17 protein-coding genes are annotated in these 15256 nt (G+C 66.2%); 1 reads left to right on the forward strand and 16 read right to left on the reverse strand.

Annotated elements, in window-relative coordinates; genetic code table 11:
• Window positions 1-320: 320 nt before the first annotated feature.
• Window positions 321-1574 (reverse strand): UDP-N-acetylglucosamine 1-carboxyvinyltransferase, encoded by a 1254-nt coding sequence (murA, locus tag ADBZ6K_RS15035; protein WP_526348009.1) that lies wholly within the window; start codon window positions 1572-1574, stop codon window positions 321-323.
• A gap of 58 nt (window positions 1575-1632) precedes the next feature.
• Between murA and ADBZ6K_RS15040 the strand changes: the two genes are divergently transcribed.
• A complete protein-coding gene (locus ADBZ6K_RS15040) occupies window positions 1633-2214 on the forward strand; it encodes a cob(I)yrinic acid a,c-diamide adenosyltransferase (RefSeq protein ID WP_526348011.1) in 582 nt (193 codons plus the stop codon).
• Between the two features lie 31 nt (window positions 2215-2245).
• Here ADBZ6K_RS15040 and ADBZ6K_RS15045 read toward each other — a convergent pair whose 3' ends face one another.
• The 15 genes from ADBZ6K_RS15045 to rpmE form a co-directional block, all read right to left on the reverse strand.
• Entirely contained in the window at window positions 2246-2719 is a 474-nt protein-coding gene (locus tag ADBZ6K_RS15045) for a DUF2550 family protein (RefSeq protein ID WP_526348013.1), read from the reverse strand.
• Window positions 2720-2731: 12 nt separating this feature from the next.
• A complete protein-coding gene (locus ADBZ6K_RS15050) occupies window positions 2732-3097 on the reverse strand; it encodes a F0F1 ATP synthase subunit epsilon (protein WP_526348015.1) in 366 nt (121 codons plus the stop codon).
• A gap of 96 nt (window positions 3098-3193) precedes the next feature.
• A complete protein-coding gene (gene atpD / locus ADBZ6K_RS15055) occupies window positions 3194-4633 on the reverse strand; it encodes a F0F1 ATP synthase subunit beta (protein ID WP_526348017.1) in 1440 nt (479 codons plus the stop codon).
• A 41-nt stretch (window positions 4634-4674) separates the two neighbouring features.
• Window positions 4675-5598 (reverse strand): F0F1 ATP synthase subunit gamma, encoded by a 924-nt coding sequence (locus ADBZ6K_RS15060; RefSeq protein WP_526348019.1) that lies wholly within the window; start codon window positions 5596-5598, stop codon window positions 4675-4677.
• Between the two features lie 13 nt (window positions 5599-5611).
• A complete protein-coding gene (gene atpA / locus ADBZ6K_RS15065; RefSeq protein ID WP_526348021.1) occupies window positions 5612-7261 on the reverse strand; it encodes a F0F1 ATP synthase subunit alpha in 1650 nt (549 codons plus the stop codon).
• Between the two features lie 41 nt (window positions 7262-7302).
• Window positions 7303-8640 (reverse strand): F0F1 ATP synthase subunit B/delta, encoded by a 1338-nt coding sequence (locus ADBZ6K_RS15070; protein WP_526348023.1) that lies wholly within the window; start codon window positions 8638-8640, stop codon window positions 7303-7305.
• Window positions 8640-9152, reverse strand: coding sequence for a F0F1 ATP synthase subunit B (locus tag ADBZ6K_RS15075; protein WP_526348025.1), 513 nt, complete (start codon window positions 9150-9152; stop codon window positions 8640-8642). The genes ADBZ6K_RS15070 and ADBZ6K_RS15075 overlap by 1 nt, the downstream gene beginning before the upstream one ends.
• 9 nt (window positions 9153-9161) lie before the next feature.
• The gene (locus tag ADBZ6K_RS15080; protein WP_163924093.1) at window positions 9162-9416 is read right to left on the reverse strand and encodes a F0F1 ATP synthase subunit C; all 255 of its coding nucleotides are present in this window, start codon (window positions 9414-9416) and stop codon (window positions 9162-9164) included.
• A gap of 106 nt (window positions 9417-9522) precedes the next feature.
• Complete coding sequence (gene atpB, locus ADBZ6K_RS15085) at window positions 9523-10293, reverse strand: F0F1 ATP synthase subunit A (protein WP_526348027.1); 771 nt, start codon at window positions 10291-10293, stop codon at window positions 9523-9525.
• 10 nt (window positions 10294-10303) lie between these two features.
• Window positions 10304-10750: an ATP synthase subunit I gene (locus ADBZ6K_RS15090; protein WP_526348029.1), complete on the reverse strand. Its 447-nt coding sequence runs from the start codon at window positions 10748-10750 to the stop codon at window positions 10304-10306.
• 242 nt (window positions 10751-10992) lie between these two features.
• The gene (locus ADBZ6K_RS15095; RefSeq protein WP_526348031.1) at window positions 10993-12240 is read right to left on the reverse strand and encodes a glycosyltransferase family 4 protein; all 1248 of its coding nucleotides are present in this window, start codon (window positions 12238-12240) and stop codon (window positions 10993-10995) included.
• Between the two features lie 10 nt (window positions 12241-12250).
• Window positions 12251-12901: an L-threonylcarbamoyladenylate synthase gene (locus ADBZ6K_RS15100; protein ID WP_526348033.1), complete on the reverse strand. Its 651-nt coding sequence runs from the start codon at window positions 12899-12901 to the stop codon at window positions 12251-12253.
• Window positions 12902-12911: 10 nt separating this feature from the next.
• Entirely contained in the window at window positions 12912-13775 is an 864-nt protein-coding gene (gene prmC / locus ADBZ6K_RS15105) for a peptide chain release factor N(5)-glutamine methyltransferase (RefSeq protein WP_526348035.1), read from the reverse strand.
• Entirely contained in the window at window positions 13772-14845 is a 1074-nt protein-coding gene (gene prfA, locus ADBZ6K_RS15110; RefSeq protein WP_526348037.1) for a peptide chain release factor 1, read from the reverse strand. The genes prmC and prfA overlap by 4 nt, the downstream gene beginning before the upstream one ends.
• Before the next feature lie 117 nt (window positions 14846-14962).
• Window positions 14963-15214, reverse strand: a complete 252-nt coding sequence (rpmE, locus tag ADBZ6K_RS15115; protein WP_526348039.1) for a 50S ribosomal protein L31 — start codon at window positions 15212-15214, stop codon at window positions 14963-14965.
• Window positions 15215-15256: the final 42 nt, after the last annotated feature.

Below are 15256 nucleotides of genomic sequence, written 5' to 3' on the forward strand. Positions count from 1 at the left end.
GAAAAATCCGATCACAAAACAAGACACCAAAAACTGGCATCAAAAAACAACCACACCCCAAACGGGAAAAGAGGCATGGCCAAAAACAACAAACAAAAACCACCAAACACACTATTGAGTTCTCAAACAACACACCCGTTAAACAGGCAACCCTGCCAGCCTACTTGATCTGAGCAGAGAGGTCAAGCCCCGTCCGCCGGTCCGAAGATCGGGGCCGCTGGGCTTCTTCGAATACCTTACTCCGAACCTCCGGAAAATCCCAAAACGCCTGCGCTGCCACGGTTTCTGGTCAGCCGGACGGTCTCCGGACACCTCCGGGATCAGACGACGCGCTCGATCTCCGCACCCAGACTGACAAGGTTCTCGACGAACAACGGATAGCCACGATCGATGTGGAAGACGTCGTGCACCTCTGTGTCGCCGTCGGCGACGAGGCCTGCCAGGACCAAACCCGCGCCGGCCCGAATGTCCGACGACCACACCGGGGCGCTCGACAGCTGCGGTATACCCCGCACCACTGCGTGGTGCCCATCGGTGCGCGCATCGGCGCCGAGACGGATCATCTCTTCGACGAACCGGAACCGCGCCTCGAATACGTTCTCGGTAATCATCGAGGTGCCGTCCGCTACCGCGGCCAATCCAATGGCCATCGGCTGCAGATCGGTCGGGAACCCGGGGAATGGCAGGGTCGCGACGTTGACGGCCTTTGGCCGCTCGTATTGGACGATGCGGAAGCCGTTGTCATTCTGAGTGACCGTGGCGCCCGCGTCATGCAGCTTGTGCAGGACCAGCTGAAGATGCTGCGGGTCCACACCCGTCACGGAGATGTCGCCGCGCGTCATCACCGCCGCTATCCCCCAGGTGGCCGCCACGATGCGGTCGCCGATCACCCGGTGTTCGGTCGGATACAGCCGATCAACCCCGGTGATGGTCAGCGTGGATGAACCGGCACCGGAGATCTGGGCGCCCATCTGATTCAGCATCGTGCAGAGATCGACCACGTCGGGCTCGCGTGCCGCGTTGTGGATCGTCGTCACCCCGTTCGCCAGCACGGCCGCCATCAGGATGTTCTCCGTGGCCCCCACCGACGGGAACTCGAGCACGATCTCCGCGCCGTGCAGGTGATCGGCCTCGGCGACGACGCATCCGTGTTCGATGTTGCAGATGGCGCCAAGCTGCCGTAGTCCTGCCTGATGCATGTCCAATGGTCGCGATCCAATGGCATCGCCACCGGGCAGGGCGACCTTGGCTCTTTTGCATCGGCCGACAAGCGGTCCGAGCACACACACCGAAGCACGGAACTGCCGAACCGCAGCGAAGTCGGCGTCGTACTTCAGCTCGTCCGGCGAGGTGACGCGCACCGTGCCCCCGTTGAGTTCGACCGTCGCACCCAGCCCTCGCAGGACCTCGGCCATCAACGGAACGTCGAGGATGTCGGGACAGTTCAGGATCGTGCTGGTGCCCTCGGCGAGGAGAGCCGCAGCCATCAGCTTCAGGACGCTGTTCTTGGCCCCCCCGACGGCAACTTCGCCAGATAACCGGTTGCCACCGGTCACCACGAATCGCTCGCTCACGCGGGCTAGTGTAAGCAGCGTCCTGAGCCAGTGTCAGTTAGCCAGGTACCGTTTCACCATGGCAGTCCATCTCACCCGTATCTATACGCGCACCGGCGACGACGGAACGACCGGGTTGAGCGACTTCAGCCGCGTTTCCAAGAACGACGTGCGTCTGGCGGCATACGCCGACTGTGATGAAGCCAACGCCGCGATCGGGGTCGCAGTCGCCCTGGGCAATCCAGGCGAGCAAATGCTCCCGGTGTTGCGACAGATTCAGAATGACCTGTTCGACGCCGGCGCGGATCTATCCACCCCCGTCGTCGAGAACCCCGAGTATCCGCCGCTGCGGATCACCCAGGCCTACATCGACCGGCTGGAGACGTGGTGCGATGAGTTCAACGAGCCCCTACAGGCGCTGAACTCGTTCATCCTGCCCGGCGGCACGCCGCTGTCTGCACTGCTCCACGTCGCCAGGACGGTCTCGCGCCGCGCCGAGCGGTCGGCCTGGGTGGCGGTCGACGCCCATCCCGAGACGGTCAGCGTGCTGCCCGCCAAGTACCTCAATCGGCTGTCGGATCTGCTGTTCATCCTGTCGCGGGCGGCGAACCCCGATGGGGACGTCCTCTGGCAGCCCGGCGGTGGCGGAGCCGCCAAATAGGCCGCGTGGCGGAGCCGCCAAATAGGCAGCGTCAGTAGCTACGCCGCCGCGCACGTGGCGACGGACGCGATTCGAGCCAGGACGTGAATGCGGTGAGCGCGCCGCGGTCGAGGGCCACCTCGTAGCCGCGCCGGATGCTCTTGCTCCTCGTGTCCGCGGGGCGTTCGGGACGGCTGTCGCGAAGTTCGAGCACGACGATCTCGTCGGTCATGATGTCGTACTCGTCGCCCCGCGGACCGCGCCGGGAAACGATCTCCAGCCCCCTGCGACTCAGTCTGCGATCCGGCCACCAGCGCAGGCTCGACAACCGGTAGAAGCCCGCCTCGCCACCGCGGTAGCGCATGACACCGTGGCGCCATCCGTGGCCACCGACCGCGGGCACGTCGCGCAGGATCGCGGCGGTGCCGCCCACCTGTCGCAGCTTCCACAGCCGGTAGCTCAATGCCGCTACGAACAGCACGAGCACGCCGATCAGCGCGACCATAACGATCATGGACGCGCTCACGGCCACGCCGCCCTAGTCGAGTTGCCCCAGGGCGCGCAAGCGCGCCCGACCTCTGGCCGCCGTCGCCTCATCGTCCGACCCCGCATCGGTTCGCGCCGAGTCGGCGTCGATCTCGGAATCGAACTCGGCCGACTCCGCGAGGATGATCACACCCTCCTCGGTCACCGACATGAAGCCGCCGTCGACCGCGATGCGCAGATCGTCCTCGCCCTCACGCTCGACCCGCACCATGGCGTCGTCGACGAGCTGTGCCACGAGCGGGATATGCCGCGGCAGGATGCCGATCTCGCCCGAAGTGGTGCGGGTGAAGACGAATGTGGCCTTTCCCGACCAGATCTTGCGCTCGACGGCGACGATGTCGACGTCCAGTTCAGCCACCACACACCACCTTCCGGCTGGATCCGCTCATCACGGCTTGTCGGTTCTTCGCGCAAGCGCTCATCACGGCTTGTCGGTTCTTCGCGCAAGCGCTCATCACAGCTTGGCGCCGAGGCTCTCGGCCTTCTTCGCCAGATCGTCCAATCCACCGATCAGGAAGAACGCCTGCTCTGGAATGTGGTCGAAGTCGCCCTTGGCCAGCTTGTCGAAGGCCTCGACGGTCTCCTTCAGCGGCACCGTCGAACCGGGCTGGCCGGTGAACTGCTCGGCGGCCATCATGTTCTGGCTCAGGAAACGCTCGATGCGGCGGGCCCGGTTGACCAGCTGCTTGTCCTCCTCGGAGAGCTCATCGATACCGAGGATGGCGATGATGTCCTGAAGGTCCTTGTAGCGCTGCAGGATCCGGATGACTTCCTGGGCGACGCGGTAGTGCTCGTCGCCGACCACGGCCGGGTCGAGAATCGTGGAGCTGGACGCCAGCGGGTCCACCGCCGGGAAGATGCCCTTGGAGAACACCGCGCGCGAAAGCTCGGTGGTGGCGTCCAGGTGCGCGAACGTCGTCGCCGGTGCCGGGTCGGTGTAGTCGTCGGCGGGCACGTATACGGCCTGCATCGAAGTGATGGATCGGCCGCGTGTCGAGGTGATGCGCTCCTGCAGCTCACCCATCTCGTCGGCCAGCGTCGGCTGGTAACCCACGGCCGAAGGCATACGACCGAGCAGGGTCGACACCTCCGAACCCGCCTGTGTGAACCGGAAGATGTTGTCGATGAACAGCAGCACGTCCTGGCCCTGCTCGTCGCGGAAGTACTCCGCCATGGTCAGTGCCGACAGGGCGACGCGCATACGGGTGCCCGGCGGCTCGTCCATCTGACCGAACACCAGCGCGGTGTCCTTGAGCACGTTGGCGTCGGCGAGCTCGACCCACAGGTCGTTTCCCTCACGGGTGCGCTCCCCCACGCCGGCGAACACCGAGGTGCCACCGAAGTTGCGGGCGATACGGTTGATCATCTCCTGGATGAGCACCGTCTTGCCCACGCCGGCGCCACCGAACAGGGCAATCTTGCCGCCGCGCACGTAGGGAGTGAGGAGGTCGACCACCTTGAGGCCGGTCTCCAACATCTCGGTGCGGGGCTCGAGGTCGGCGAAGGCCGGCGGCTTGCGGTGGATCGACCAGTGCTCGAAGTCCTTGCCGTAGCCAGGCTCGTCGAGGCAGTTGCCCAGAGCATTGAAGACATGGCCCTTCACGCCGTCGCCGACGGGCACCGAGATCGATGCTCCGGTGTCGGTGACGTCGACGCCACGAACCAGGCCGTCGGTGGGCTGCATGGAAATACAGCGCACCAGGCTGTCGCCCAGGTGCTGGGCCACCTCGAGCGTCAGCGTCTTGGACAGCTCGCCGTAGGTGATGTCGGCGTGCAGCGCGTTGAACAACTCGGGCACGGCTCCGCGCGGGAACTCGACATCGACGACGGGTCCGGTGATGCGCACCACGCGCCCGGTCGTGTCTTTCTTTGTATCTTCAGCGGTGGCAGTCATCTTCTTCTCTGCTTCCTGACGGGGCTCTAGGGGTTGAGTGGCTAGCGCGCGTCGGCCAGCGCGTTGGCGCCACCGACGATCTCGCTGATTTCCTGGGTGATCTGCGCCTGGCGCTCCCGGTTGGCGGCCAGGGTCAGGGCCTTGATCAAGTCGTCGGCGTTGTCGGTCGCCGACTTCATGGCGCGGCGCCGCGACGCCGACTCCGATGCCGCGGCTTCCAGCAGCGCCGCGTAGACGCGGGTGGCGACATAGCGCGGCAGCAGAGCCCCGAACAGCGTCTCGGGGTCGGGCTCGAAGGAGAACAGGGTGTGCGGGCCCGTATCCTCCTCGCCGACGTACTCGACCACCATCGGCGCGATGCGGCGGGCCTCAGCGGTCTGGGACAGCATCGACCGGAACTCGGTGAACACGATATGCAGCTCGTCCACACCGAGGATGCCGTCATCTCCCGGATTGTCACCGTCGTCATCGGCGCCCGACAGGAACGCCGTCACCAGCACGTCGGCGATCTCCTTGGCGTTGTCATAGGTGGGCCGCTCGGAAAACCCGGTCCATGACTCGACCACCGGGCGGTGACGGAAGCTGTAGTAGCCCAACGCCTTTCGGCCAACGGCGTAGACCACGGGGGTCTTGCCCTCTTCGCGCAACAGTGAGAACAGCTCCTCGGCGCGCCGGAGCACGTTGGCGTTGTAGCCGCCACACAGACCGCGGTCGGAGGACACCACCAAGACGCCGGCCCGTTTGGGGTTCTCCCGCTCCACGAGCAGTGGATGATCCAGCGCACTGGCACTCGCCAGGTTGGTCAGCATGTGCGTGATCTCGGTGGCGTAGGGCCGGGCCGCTTCGACCCGGGCCTGCGCCTTCGCGATCCGCGACGTGGCGATGAGCTCCTGGGCCTTGGTGATCTTCTTGATCGACCCGGCGGAACGGATACGCCCGCGTAGTTCGCGCAGTGTGGCTGCCATCGGTGTCTGCTACCTACTTCTTCTTCGGCGGAGCGGGCTTGCGGACCTTGACCGACTCCTTCTCGACGTCGCCTTCGGACATCGCGTCGACATGCTCGTCGGGGATGACCGAGCTGCCGTCAGTCGTCGCGAAGCCCTTCTTGAAGTCGTTGATCACCGCCGCGAGTTTGTCGGCGGTCTCCTCGGAGAGCTTCTTGGTATCCCGGATGTCGCTGAGAAGGCCGGCGTGCGAGGCCTTCACGTGCTCGAGCAGTTCCCGCTCGAAGCGCGCAACATCCTCCACAGGAACGGAGTCCAGGTGACCACCGGTGCCCAGGTAGATCGAGACCACCTGGTCCTCGACCGGGTATGGCGTGTACTGGGGCTGCTTGAGCAGTTCGACGAGGCGGGCACCGCGGTCCAGCTGGGCCTTGGACGCCGCGTCCAGGTCGGAGGCGAAGGCGGCGAAGGCCTCCAGCTCGCGGAACTGCGAGAGCTCCAGACGCAGTGAGCCGGCCACCTCTTTCATGGCCTTGATCTGCGCGGCGCCACCGACGCGGGACACCGACACACCGACGTTGATGGCCGGCCGCACGCCCTGGTTGAACAGGTCGGACTCCAGGAAGCACTGGCCGTCGGTGATCGAGATGACGTTGGTGGGGATGAACGCCGAGATGTCGTTGGCCTTGGTCTCGATGATCGGCAGACCCGTCAGCGAGCCACCGCCCAGTTCGTCGGACAGCTTCGCGCAGCGCTCCAGCAGGCGAGAGTGCAGGTAGAAGACGTCGCCGGGGAACGCCTCGCGACCGGGCGGGCGGCGCAGCAGCAGCGAGATCGCCCGGTAGGCGTCGGCCTGCTTGGACAGATCGTCGAACACGATCAGGACGTGCTTGCCGTCATACATCCAGTGCTGGGCGATGGCCGAACCGGTATACGGCGCAAGCCATTTGAAGCCGGCGGCGTCGGAGGCCGGGGCCGCGACGATGGTGGTGTATTCCATCGCGCCGCCCTCTTCGAGAGCCCGCTTGACCGACGCGATGGTGGTGCCCTTCTGGCCGATCGCGACATACACGCAGCGCACCTGCTGCTTGGGATCGCCCGTCGCCCAGGCCTCACGCTGGTTGAGGATGGTGTCGACGCAGACGGCGGTCTTGCCGGTCTTGCGGTCGCCGATGATCAGCTGGCGCTGGCCGCGACCGATCGGGGTCATGGCGTCGATCGCCTTGATGCCGGTCTGCAACGGCTCACTGACGCTCTGGCGCTGCACCACCGACGGGGCCTGCAGTTCCAGGGCCCGTCGGGCTTCGGTCGTGATGTCGCCCTGCGCGTCGATCGGCTGACCCAGCGGGTTGACGACGCGGCCGAGGAAGCCGTCACCCACCGGGACCGACAACACCTCGCCGGTGCGCTTGACCTGCTGGCCCTCTTCGATGTTCTCGAAGTTGCCGAGGATAACGGCACCGACGCTGTGCTCGTCGAGGTTGAGCGCGACGCCGAGCACGCCACCCTCGAATTCCAGGAGCTCCTGGGTCATGACCGAGGGCAGGCCCTCGACGTGGGCGATACCGTCGCCCGCGTCGATGACGGTACCGATCTCCTCGCGGTCCGAGGCGGCGCTGAAGGAGGATACGTAGTCCTCGATCGCTCCTTCGATATCAGAAGCCGAGATTGTCAACTCTGTCATGGCTTTTCGTCTTCCTGCCTTCGTGTTTCTGAGTACTTGGGTCAGTCCGGGAGCCCCGTGCGGGCCGCGGCCAACCGGGACGAGATGGACCCGTCGATGACTTCGTCGCCGACGGTGATCAACAGCCCGCCCAGGAGCGCCGGGTCAACGTTGAGCTGAACCGACACCGGGGTGCCGTAGATACGGGTGAGGACCGCGGCCAGGCGTTCGCGCTGTTGCGCGGTGAGCTCCGCGGCGGCGCTGACGTGCGCGACCACTTCACCTCCCCGTGCGACGGCGAGCTCGGCCAGATCGACGACGGCCTCGTCGGCGCGCTCGCCTCGGATCAGCGCGACCGTCTGCGCCAGCAGTGCCTCAGCGGTCTTGTTGGCCGTCCCGCCGCTGTCGAGGACGGTGCGTACCAGAGCGACCCGGCCGCCCGCTGGGGCGGTGTGATCGCTGAGCAGCGCGGTCAGTCTCGGCTCGGCGTCCAGGACGCGGCCGAACCGGAACAGCTGTTCCTCGACCTCCTCGGCCTCCCCGTTCCGATCGGCGCGAACAAGCAGCGCGAGCCGGGCGATGTGTTCGATTACGTCGACGAGATTCGATTGTTCGGACCACCGCAACGCGGCGGCCTTGGACAGCACCTCGAGGGTCGGATCACCGACCTTGCCGCCGAACAGACGCTGCACCAGCCGGTCTTTCGACGCCGTGTCATCGGTGGGCTCCGCGAGGTGCCTGGCCAGCGTGGGTTCGCGCAGCAGCAATGTGGCGACGGCCGTCAGCTCATCGGCCAGGCTGGTCAGCCCATCGCTGTCCAGACCGCCGGCGACCCGATCGAACGTCGAGACGATCTCGGCCAACGCATCCCGGCTGGCTGCTCGAAGGTTCAGAGGGGCACCCGCCTCGAAAACTGCCGGCGACGGGGACATGGCCTCGAGGTCGTCGAGGAATCGGTCGACCGTTGATGCCTGAGCGGCCGGATCGGCGACGTACTGTCGCACCAACTGCTCCGCACCCTGCAGCGCGTCGCTACCCAGCCCCTGGCGCAGTTCGCGGATCGTCTGCTGGCGCAGCATGTGCACCTGTTGGTCGCCCTGCGCCTTGATCCGCTCGGCTTCGGCGGCGGCTTGTTCGCGCAGCTGGTCGGAGATCCGCACGGAGTCGGTGCGGGCCTCTTCGGTGACCTTGGCCGCCTCGACCTTCGCCTCTTCGAGCGCCTTGGCGTGCATCACGTCGGCACTCGCGAGCTTCTGGGCTGCCGTCGCGCTCTCCTCGAGCGCAAAGCGGACCGCTTCCTGCTGCCTTCTCATGAGCTGCCGCACCGGTGGCACTACAAACTTGCCCAGCAGCCACACGATGACGACGAAGCCGATCAACTGTCCAATGAATGTCGACATCAACGACTCCCGCTCGCGGTGCCCGCTCCTGAAACATCAACGCCCAGAATCCGACTGGCCAGGGTGGCCGACAGCCCGTCCACCGAGGACTGCAGTTGGGTGGTGGCGGATTGCGCGTTCTGTGCGAGCTCGTCGCTTGCGCTGTTCACCTTCGCCGCCACCTCACCGGACGCCTCGGCCCGTGATGCGTCGACCACCTTGCGGCCCTCGGTGCGGGCATCGTCGCGGAGAGCGGATGCTTCACCGCGCGCACCCGCCATCGCGTCGTCGTAGTCGGCCCTGGCGGCTGCGACCTGCTCGGCCGCCTTGCGGTTGTCCGCTGAGGTCTTGGCCAGCATCGCCTCACGCTCGGCGAGCACCTTGCTGATCGGCGGCACGACCCACTTCGAGATCACACCGAGCACGATCAGGAAGATGAGCAGGATCGCGAAGAAGGTGCCGTTGGGGACCAGGAAGTTACTGGTACCTCCGCCCTCCTCGGCGGCCAGTATCGATGCGGTCAATTCACGCATGCCGATGGACTACTGCAGGCCCGGCGTGGCGAAGACGAACAGCGCCATGAAGGCCAGGTTGATGAAGTAGGCCGCCTCGACCAGACCAACCGTGATGAAGAACGGGGTGAAAAGCCGGCCCTGAGCCTCGGGCTGCCGGGCGATGCCGGAGATCAGAGCGTTACCGGCGATACCGTCGCCGATACCGGCACCGATCGCACCGCCGCCCATGATCAGGCCGCCGCCGATCAGCGCACCGGCCGTGATAATGGCGTTGGGGTCGATTTCCATTCCTTATCCTCCTTGATAACTGGCGGCCATGCCGCCAGAGGTCGTGCTGTTGCTGGTAGGGATGTGACGGTCGTTCGCTGCAGAGAATTCCGCAGTGGACTTAGTGCTCCTCGTGGTCCAACTCCATCGACTGGCTGAAGTACAGGATCGTCAGGAGCGAGAAGATGAATGCTTGGATCAGGCCCACGAACAGGTCGAAGGTCTTCCAGATCGCGTTCGGCAACCACTGGATGTACCACGGGAACATTGCGATGAGGGCGACCAGGATCCCGCCGGCGAAGATGTTGCCGAAAAGTCGGAGTGCCAGCGAGATCGGCTTCGCGAGCTCCTCAACGATGTTGATCGGCGCGAGGAACGCGACGTGACCCTTCACCACCTTGATCGGGTGGCCGATGGGGCCGCGGCGCCACACGCCTGCGGCGTGATAGCAGACGAACACGAACAGCGCGAGCGCCAGCACGAAGTTGATGTCGGAAGCGGGCGGCTTGTACAGCTCAGCCGCGGCGCCGTCGGCCCCGCCGTACTGCAGCGGCAGGACGGCCAGCCAGTTCGAGATCAGAATGAAGACGAAGATCGTAATGGCCAGCGGCAGCACGAACGGCGCGACCTTCATGCCGATCGCGCCCTCGATCTGCTGGCGCATCTGGATCGTCAGGGCCTCCCAGAACAGCTGCACGCCGCCCGGCACGCCCGTCGAGGTGACCTTGGACTTCAGATAGAACGCGAGGCCGATGACTATCACCGCGGTGATCGCGGTGGCGAGGATCGTGTCCCCGTTGAACGTCATACCGAACAGCTCGAACACCATCGTGTGGTGCCCGACGTGGATGGCGGCTCCACCTTCCTCAGCGGCGAGGACAGTCTCATTCATCGGGGTCTGCTCAATCCTTCGATTCCGTGTCGACCACATGGAGGCCTTCGCCGCGGATCTTCCTGAGCACCGGGATGCTGGTGCTCATCACCAGCAGTGCCTGGAAGATCGCGAGGCCGAAGAGTACGGCGATGCCACCGTTCGTCCGGAAGACGAACGCGGTGGTCAGCGCGATGGCGGTGATGACGAGCAAGCGAGTCGCCGAGTTGACCGCCATCTTCTTCTTCAGCGGGTGATCCTCGGCGGTGATGCTTTCGACCGCGCGACGGACCAGCAGCGCGTTGATCAGGCCGAGTCCGAGGCCGGCCCCGAAGAAGACGCCGAACAGGATGTTGCCGGTGAAACCGGACGCCAACAGGGCGACGGCGGTGAGGGCAACACAGACGACCAGCAGGCGCACTGGCCTGAATGCGACAGACGGGAACACCAGAGGCGCGTCCTGCGCTGGCGTCGTCACTGACTCACCCCACTCCCCGCACCCAAGAGCTTCCCTCGGCTGGAAATGATTCTGCGCGTAGCGTGCCGAGCGTATCGGACGGCGACGTGCTCGCTGGAATCACCCAAGGGGAGGCTCCCTTTGTCGGTCTAAATCGGCTCTGATCGGGTTCAACCGATGGCCGGTGGCCGGCAACCCGCGAGGTTTCTTTCGGGTTCTGCGCAGAACCGTACCACACAGAGAAAGGCCTGACAGGGGCCCTACTACTTTTCGTCGTACAAGGTGTCGTACCCCACATCGTCCCGCCTCAGAAGCGGGATCAGAGTGACCACAACGGCGACGAGAATCGCGGCGAGCATCACGGCCCCGGTGTATCGGGGATCGAAGAAAATCGTGCTTGCCGCTCCCAGCGCAACGATCCCCACCCACAGATAGATGAGCAGCACCACCCTGCGATGCGAATGGCCGATCTGCAGCAGACGGTGATGCAGATGCATCTTGTCCGGGCTGAACGGACTGCGTCCGGCACGGGTACGCCGCACGATCGCCAGCAGCATGTCCAGCGCGGGCACGAACAGCACTGCCACGACAAGCAGGAAGGGTGACATCAGCGCGAAGACGTCGCGGGCGCCGTAGGCGCTCTGTGAGATCGGACCAGCAGCGGTCGTGGACGCCGCCGCCAGCATCAGCCCGATCAGCATCGAACCGGAGTCGCCCATGAAGATCTTGGCGCGATGGAAATTGTGCGGCAGGAAGCCCAGACACGCGCCGGCGAGAACAACCGAGATCACCGCCGGCGGATAGAACAGCACGTCGCCGCCGTGGTCGCGCAGCAGCCCCATCGAGAACACACAGATCGCCAAGGCGGTGATCAGGCCCAGCCCCGCGGCGAGACCGTCGAGCCCGTCGACGAAGTTCATCGCGTTGACGATGGACACCGTCAAGGCGAGCGTCAGCAGGATCGACGACACCTGGTCGAGCACGATGGTTCCGACGCCGCCGAACGGGATGTACAGCACGCTCCACGCCACACCCATCGTGACCAGAACGCTGGCGGCGGTGATCTGGCCCGCGAACTTCGTCAGTGCGTCCAGTCCCCAGCGGTCGTCGATGAGGCCGATCACCATGATCAGGCCGCCCGCGACGACGACGGCGGGCAACCCGTTGGAGTACACGAAGCCGCGCGTGAGCGCGGGCAGCTGCGAGGCGAGCAGCACGGCGGCGACCACACCGGTGTACATGGCCAGCCCGCCCATCCGAGGGGTGGGCTGGACGTGCACATCCCGTTCGCGCGGGTAGGCGACCGCACCGAGGCGGGTGGCCAACACCCGCACCCAGCCGGTGGCGAAGTAGGTGATGATGGCCGCGGTCAAACCGACCAGCGCGAGTTCTCGCAGCGGCACCCCGGCACCGCGGTCCAGCGCGAGGATCGAGTCGGCCAGGAGCACCCGGGTCTCGCCGACGGACGAGGACGTCATGACAGCCGTCATTACCGGTGAACCGTACTGCACCAGGCTGTGCTCAGTCCGTGAGCGCAGCCGGTTCGACCCCGAGGACCTCGGCGACCGCACCTGCGCCCACCGGGCCGACCCGCAGGATCCGCGGATGCGCGCCGGTGAGGTCGACGATGGTCGATGCCGCCTGCTTGGCCGAGGGTCCGGCGTCGAGATATACCGAGACGCGTTCGCCGAGCTGAGCATGGGCCTCGCCGGCGGTGACTGCCGCGGGATTGCCCGAGATATTGGCACTGGACACCGCCATCGGCCCGATCGCGCGTAACAGCTCGATGGCCACGGGCTGCAATGGCATCCGCAGCATCACCGTGCCCTGCGCGTCGCCGAGATCCCATTGCAGCGACGGAGCCTGACGCACCACCAAGCTCAGCGCGCCGGGCCAGAACGCCCGGATGAGTTCACGGGCGGCGTTGGGAACCGAGTAGACCAAGCCCTCGATGGTGTGCCAGGAGCCCACCAGCACGGGGACTGGCATGTCACGGCCTCGGCCCTTCGCCGCCAGCAGGGCGGCGACGGCGGCGTTGTCGAACGCGTCGGCGCCGATGCCGTACACCGTGTCGGTGGGCAGCACCACGAGCTGGCCGTCTTTGAGGGCGGTGACCGCCGACGCGATGCCGGTGGCGCGCTGGTCGGGGTCGGCGCAGTCGAACACCGTCATGACGCCAGCATCACCCACGTCGCGTCGCGGTGACGAAGCGGGGCCGGCCGGCCAGATCCCGCCTGGCCGTCACGTCGCCGAAGCACCCCGTGCGGGCCAGCGCCTCGACCGTCGGCCCGGCGGTGGTGTCGTCGTGCTCGACCGCGAAGTGCCCACCCGGACGTAGCCAGCGCGCGGCAAGGTCGACGATCGCTTCGATGACGGTCATCCCGTCCGGACCTCCGAACAGGGCGTGCGGCGGATCGTGCTCGGCCACCTCGGGTTCCAGGACGGCACCATCGGGGATGTAGGGCGGATTGGCGACGACGAGGTCGACGCCGCCGTCGAGGTCGGGACGCAGCCCGGGCACGGTGACATCAGCACGAACGACCTCGACGGCATCGCCGACGTTGCGCCGCGCATAACTCAGGGCGGTGTCGGAATCGTCGACGGCGATCACCCGGGCGTCGTGCCTGACAGACGCGAGGGCGAGCGCCAGCGCGCCGGACCCCGTGCAGAGATCAACGATGACCGGCCCGTTCGGCAACGGCTGCGCGGCGGCCCATTCGAACATCGCCTCGGTCTCCGGGCGCGGGACGAAGACACCGGGGCCGACCCGAACGGTCACCGGGCCGAAGGCCGCGGTGCCGGTCAGGTGCTGCAGCGGGACCCGACGTGCGCGGGCGGCAATCAGGTCGTCGAAGCGATCGAAGAAGTCGTCGTCGGGTTCGTCGAACACCGAGAGGCGTCCGCGCTCGGCGCCCGCGGCGTGCGCGGCCAATTCCATTGCGTCGACGCGCGGAGAGTTGACACCCGCCTCATCCAGGGTCGAGGTCGCCGCGTCGATAACCTTGCGTAGCCGGGGTACGGTCGGCGTCCCGCCGAGCGGGCTCATATGTTCTGCAGCCGCGACTGTTTGTCTGCGGCGGCGAGCGCGCCGAGCAGCGAATCGAGATCGCCGTCGAGCACCTGGTCGAGGTTGTGGGCTTTGAAGCCGATCCGGTGGTCGGTGATGCGGTTCTCCGGGAAGTTGTAGGTGCGGATGCGTTCACTGCGGTCGACCGTGCGAATCTGGCTGGCACGGTCGGCCGACGCGTCGGCCTGGGCCTGTTCCTCCGCCAGCGCCTGCAGCCGGGCCGCCAGCACCTGCAGTGCACGGGCCTTGTTCTGCAGCTGGGAACGTTCGTTCTGACAGGTGACGACGATGCCGGTGGGCAGGTGGGTGATCCGGACCGCCGAGTCGGTGGTGTTGACGCCCTGGCCGCCCTTGCCCGAGGACCGGTACACGTCGATACGGAGATCAGATTCGTCGATCTGCACTTCCTCGACTTCCTCGGGCTCGGGGTAGACGAGAACGCCGGCCGCGGAGGTGTGCACGCGGCCCTGCGATTCGGTCACCGGCACGCGCTGCACCCGGTGTACACCGCCTTCGAACTTCAGCCGCGACCAGACGCCGTCGACCGAATCTCCCTTGCTCGCGATGGCCAACGTGGCGTCCTTGTAGCCGCCCAGGTCGGAGGTGGTCTCGTCGAGCACCGTCACGCTCCAGCCATGGCGCTCCGCGTAGCGGATGTACATGCGGGCCAGGTCGGCGGCGAAAAGTGCCGACTCCTCACCGCCTTCACCGGACTTCACCTCGAGCAGGATGTCGTCGGCGTCGTGGGGGTCGCGCGGCGCGAGCAGGTCGGTCAGCTGGGTGTCGAGTTCGTCGGCCTTGGCGGCGAGTTCGTCGACCTCGGAGGCGAAGGATTCGTCGTCGGCGGCGAGTTCCCTGGCCGCCTCCAGATCACCGCGGGTGGATTCGAGCTTGCGGTAGGTGGCGACGATCGGTGCCAGCTGGGCGAACCGCCGCCCGACCTTCCTGGCCCTGGCGGCGTCGGAGTGCAGCTGCGGATCGGCCAGTTGGCGTTCGAGGTCGCCATGTTCGGCGAGCAGTGCTTCTATCGCCGGTGCGCTCTGCGTCATGGTCGCCTCCTTCCCACCTGGCTTGCCACTGGGCACTGCCGGAAAGCCGGCGTGCGCCAGACACGAAGCGGCGCCCGGTCTGACACGAATGCGACAGATCGGGCGCCGATCGAACGGTTACTTGTCGGCAGCGGTCTTCTCGCCGGCCTTCGCCTGGCTGGCACCGCGCTTGCCGTAGCGCTTCTCGAAGCGCGCGACGCGGCCGCCGCTGTCCAGGATCTTCTGCTTACCCGTATAGAACGGATGGCACTGGGAGCAGACCTCGACGACGATCTGGCCGCTCTTCTTGGTGCTGCGGGTGGTGAAGGTGTTGCCGCAGCCGCAGTGCACTGTGGTCTCGACGTAATCGGGATGAATACCCGTCCTCATTGCTTGTCCTCTGTAGTCGTTGGCCGCCGGGTCGCCCACACC

Source organism: Mycobacterium sp. (assembly GCF_044223235.1).
Classification (GTDB): Bacteria; Actinomycetota; Actinomycetes; order Mycobacteriales; family Mycobacteriaceae; genus Mycobacterium.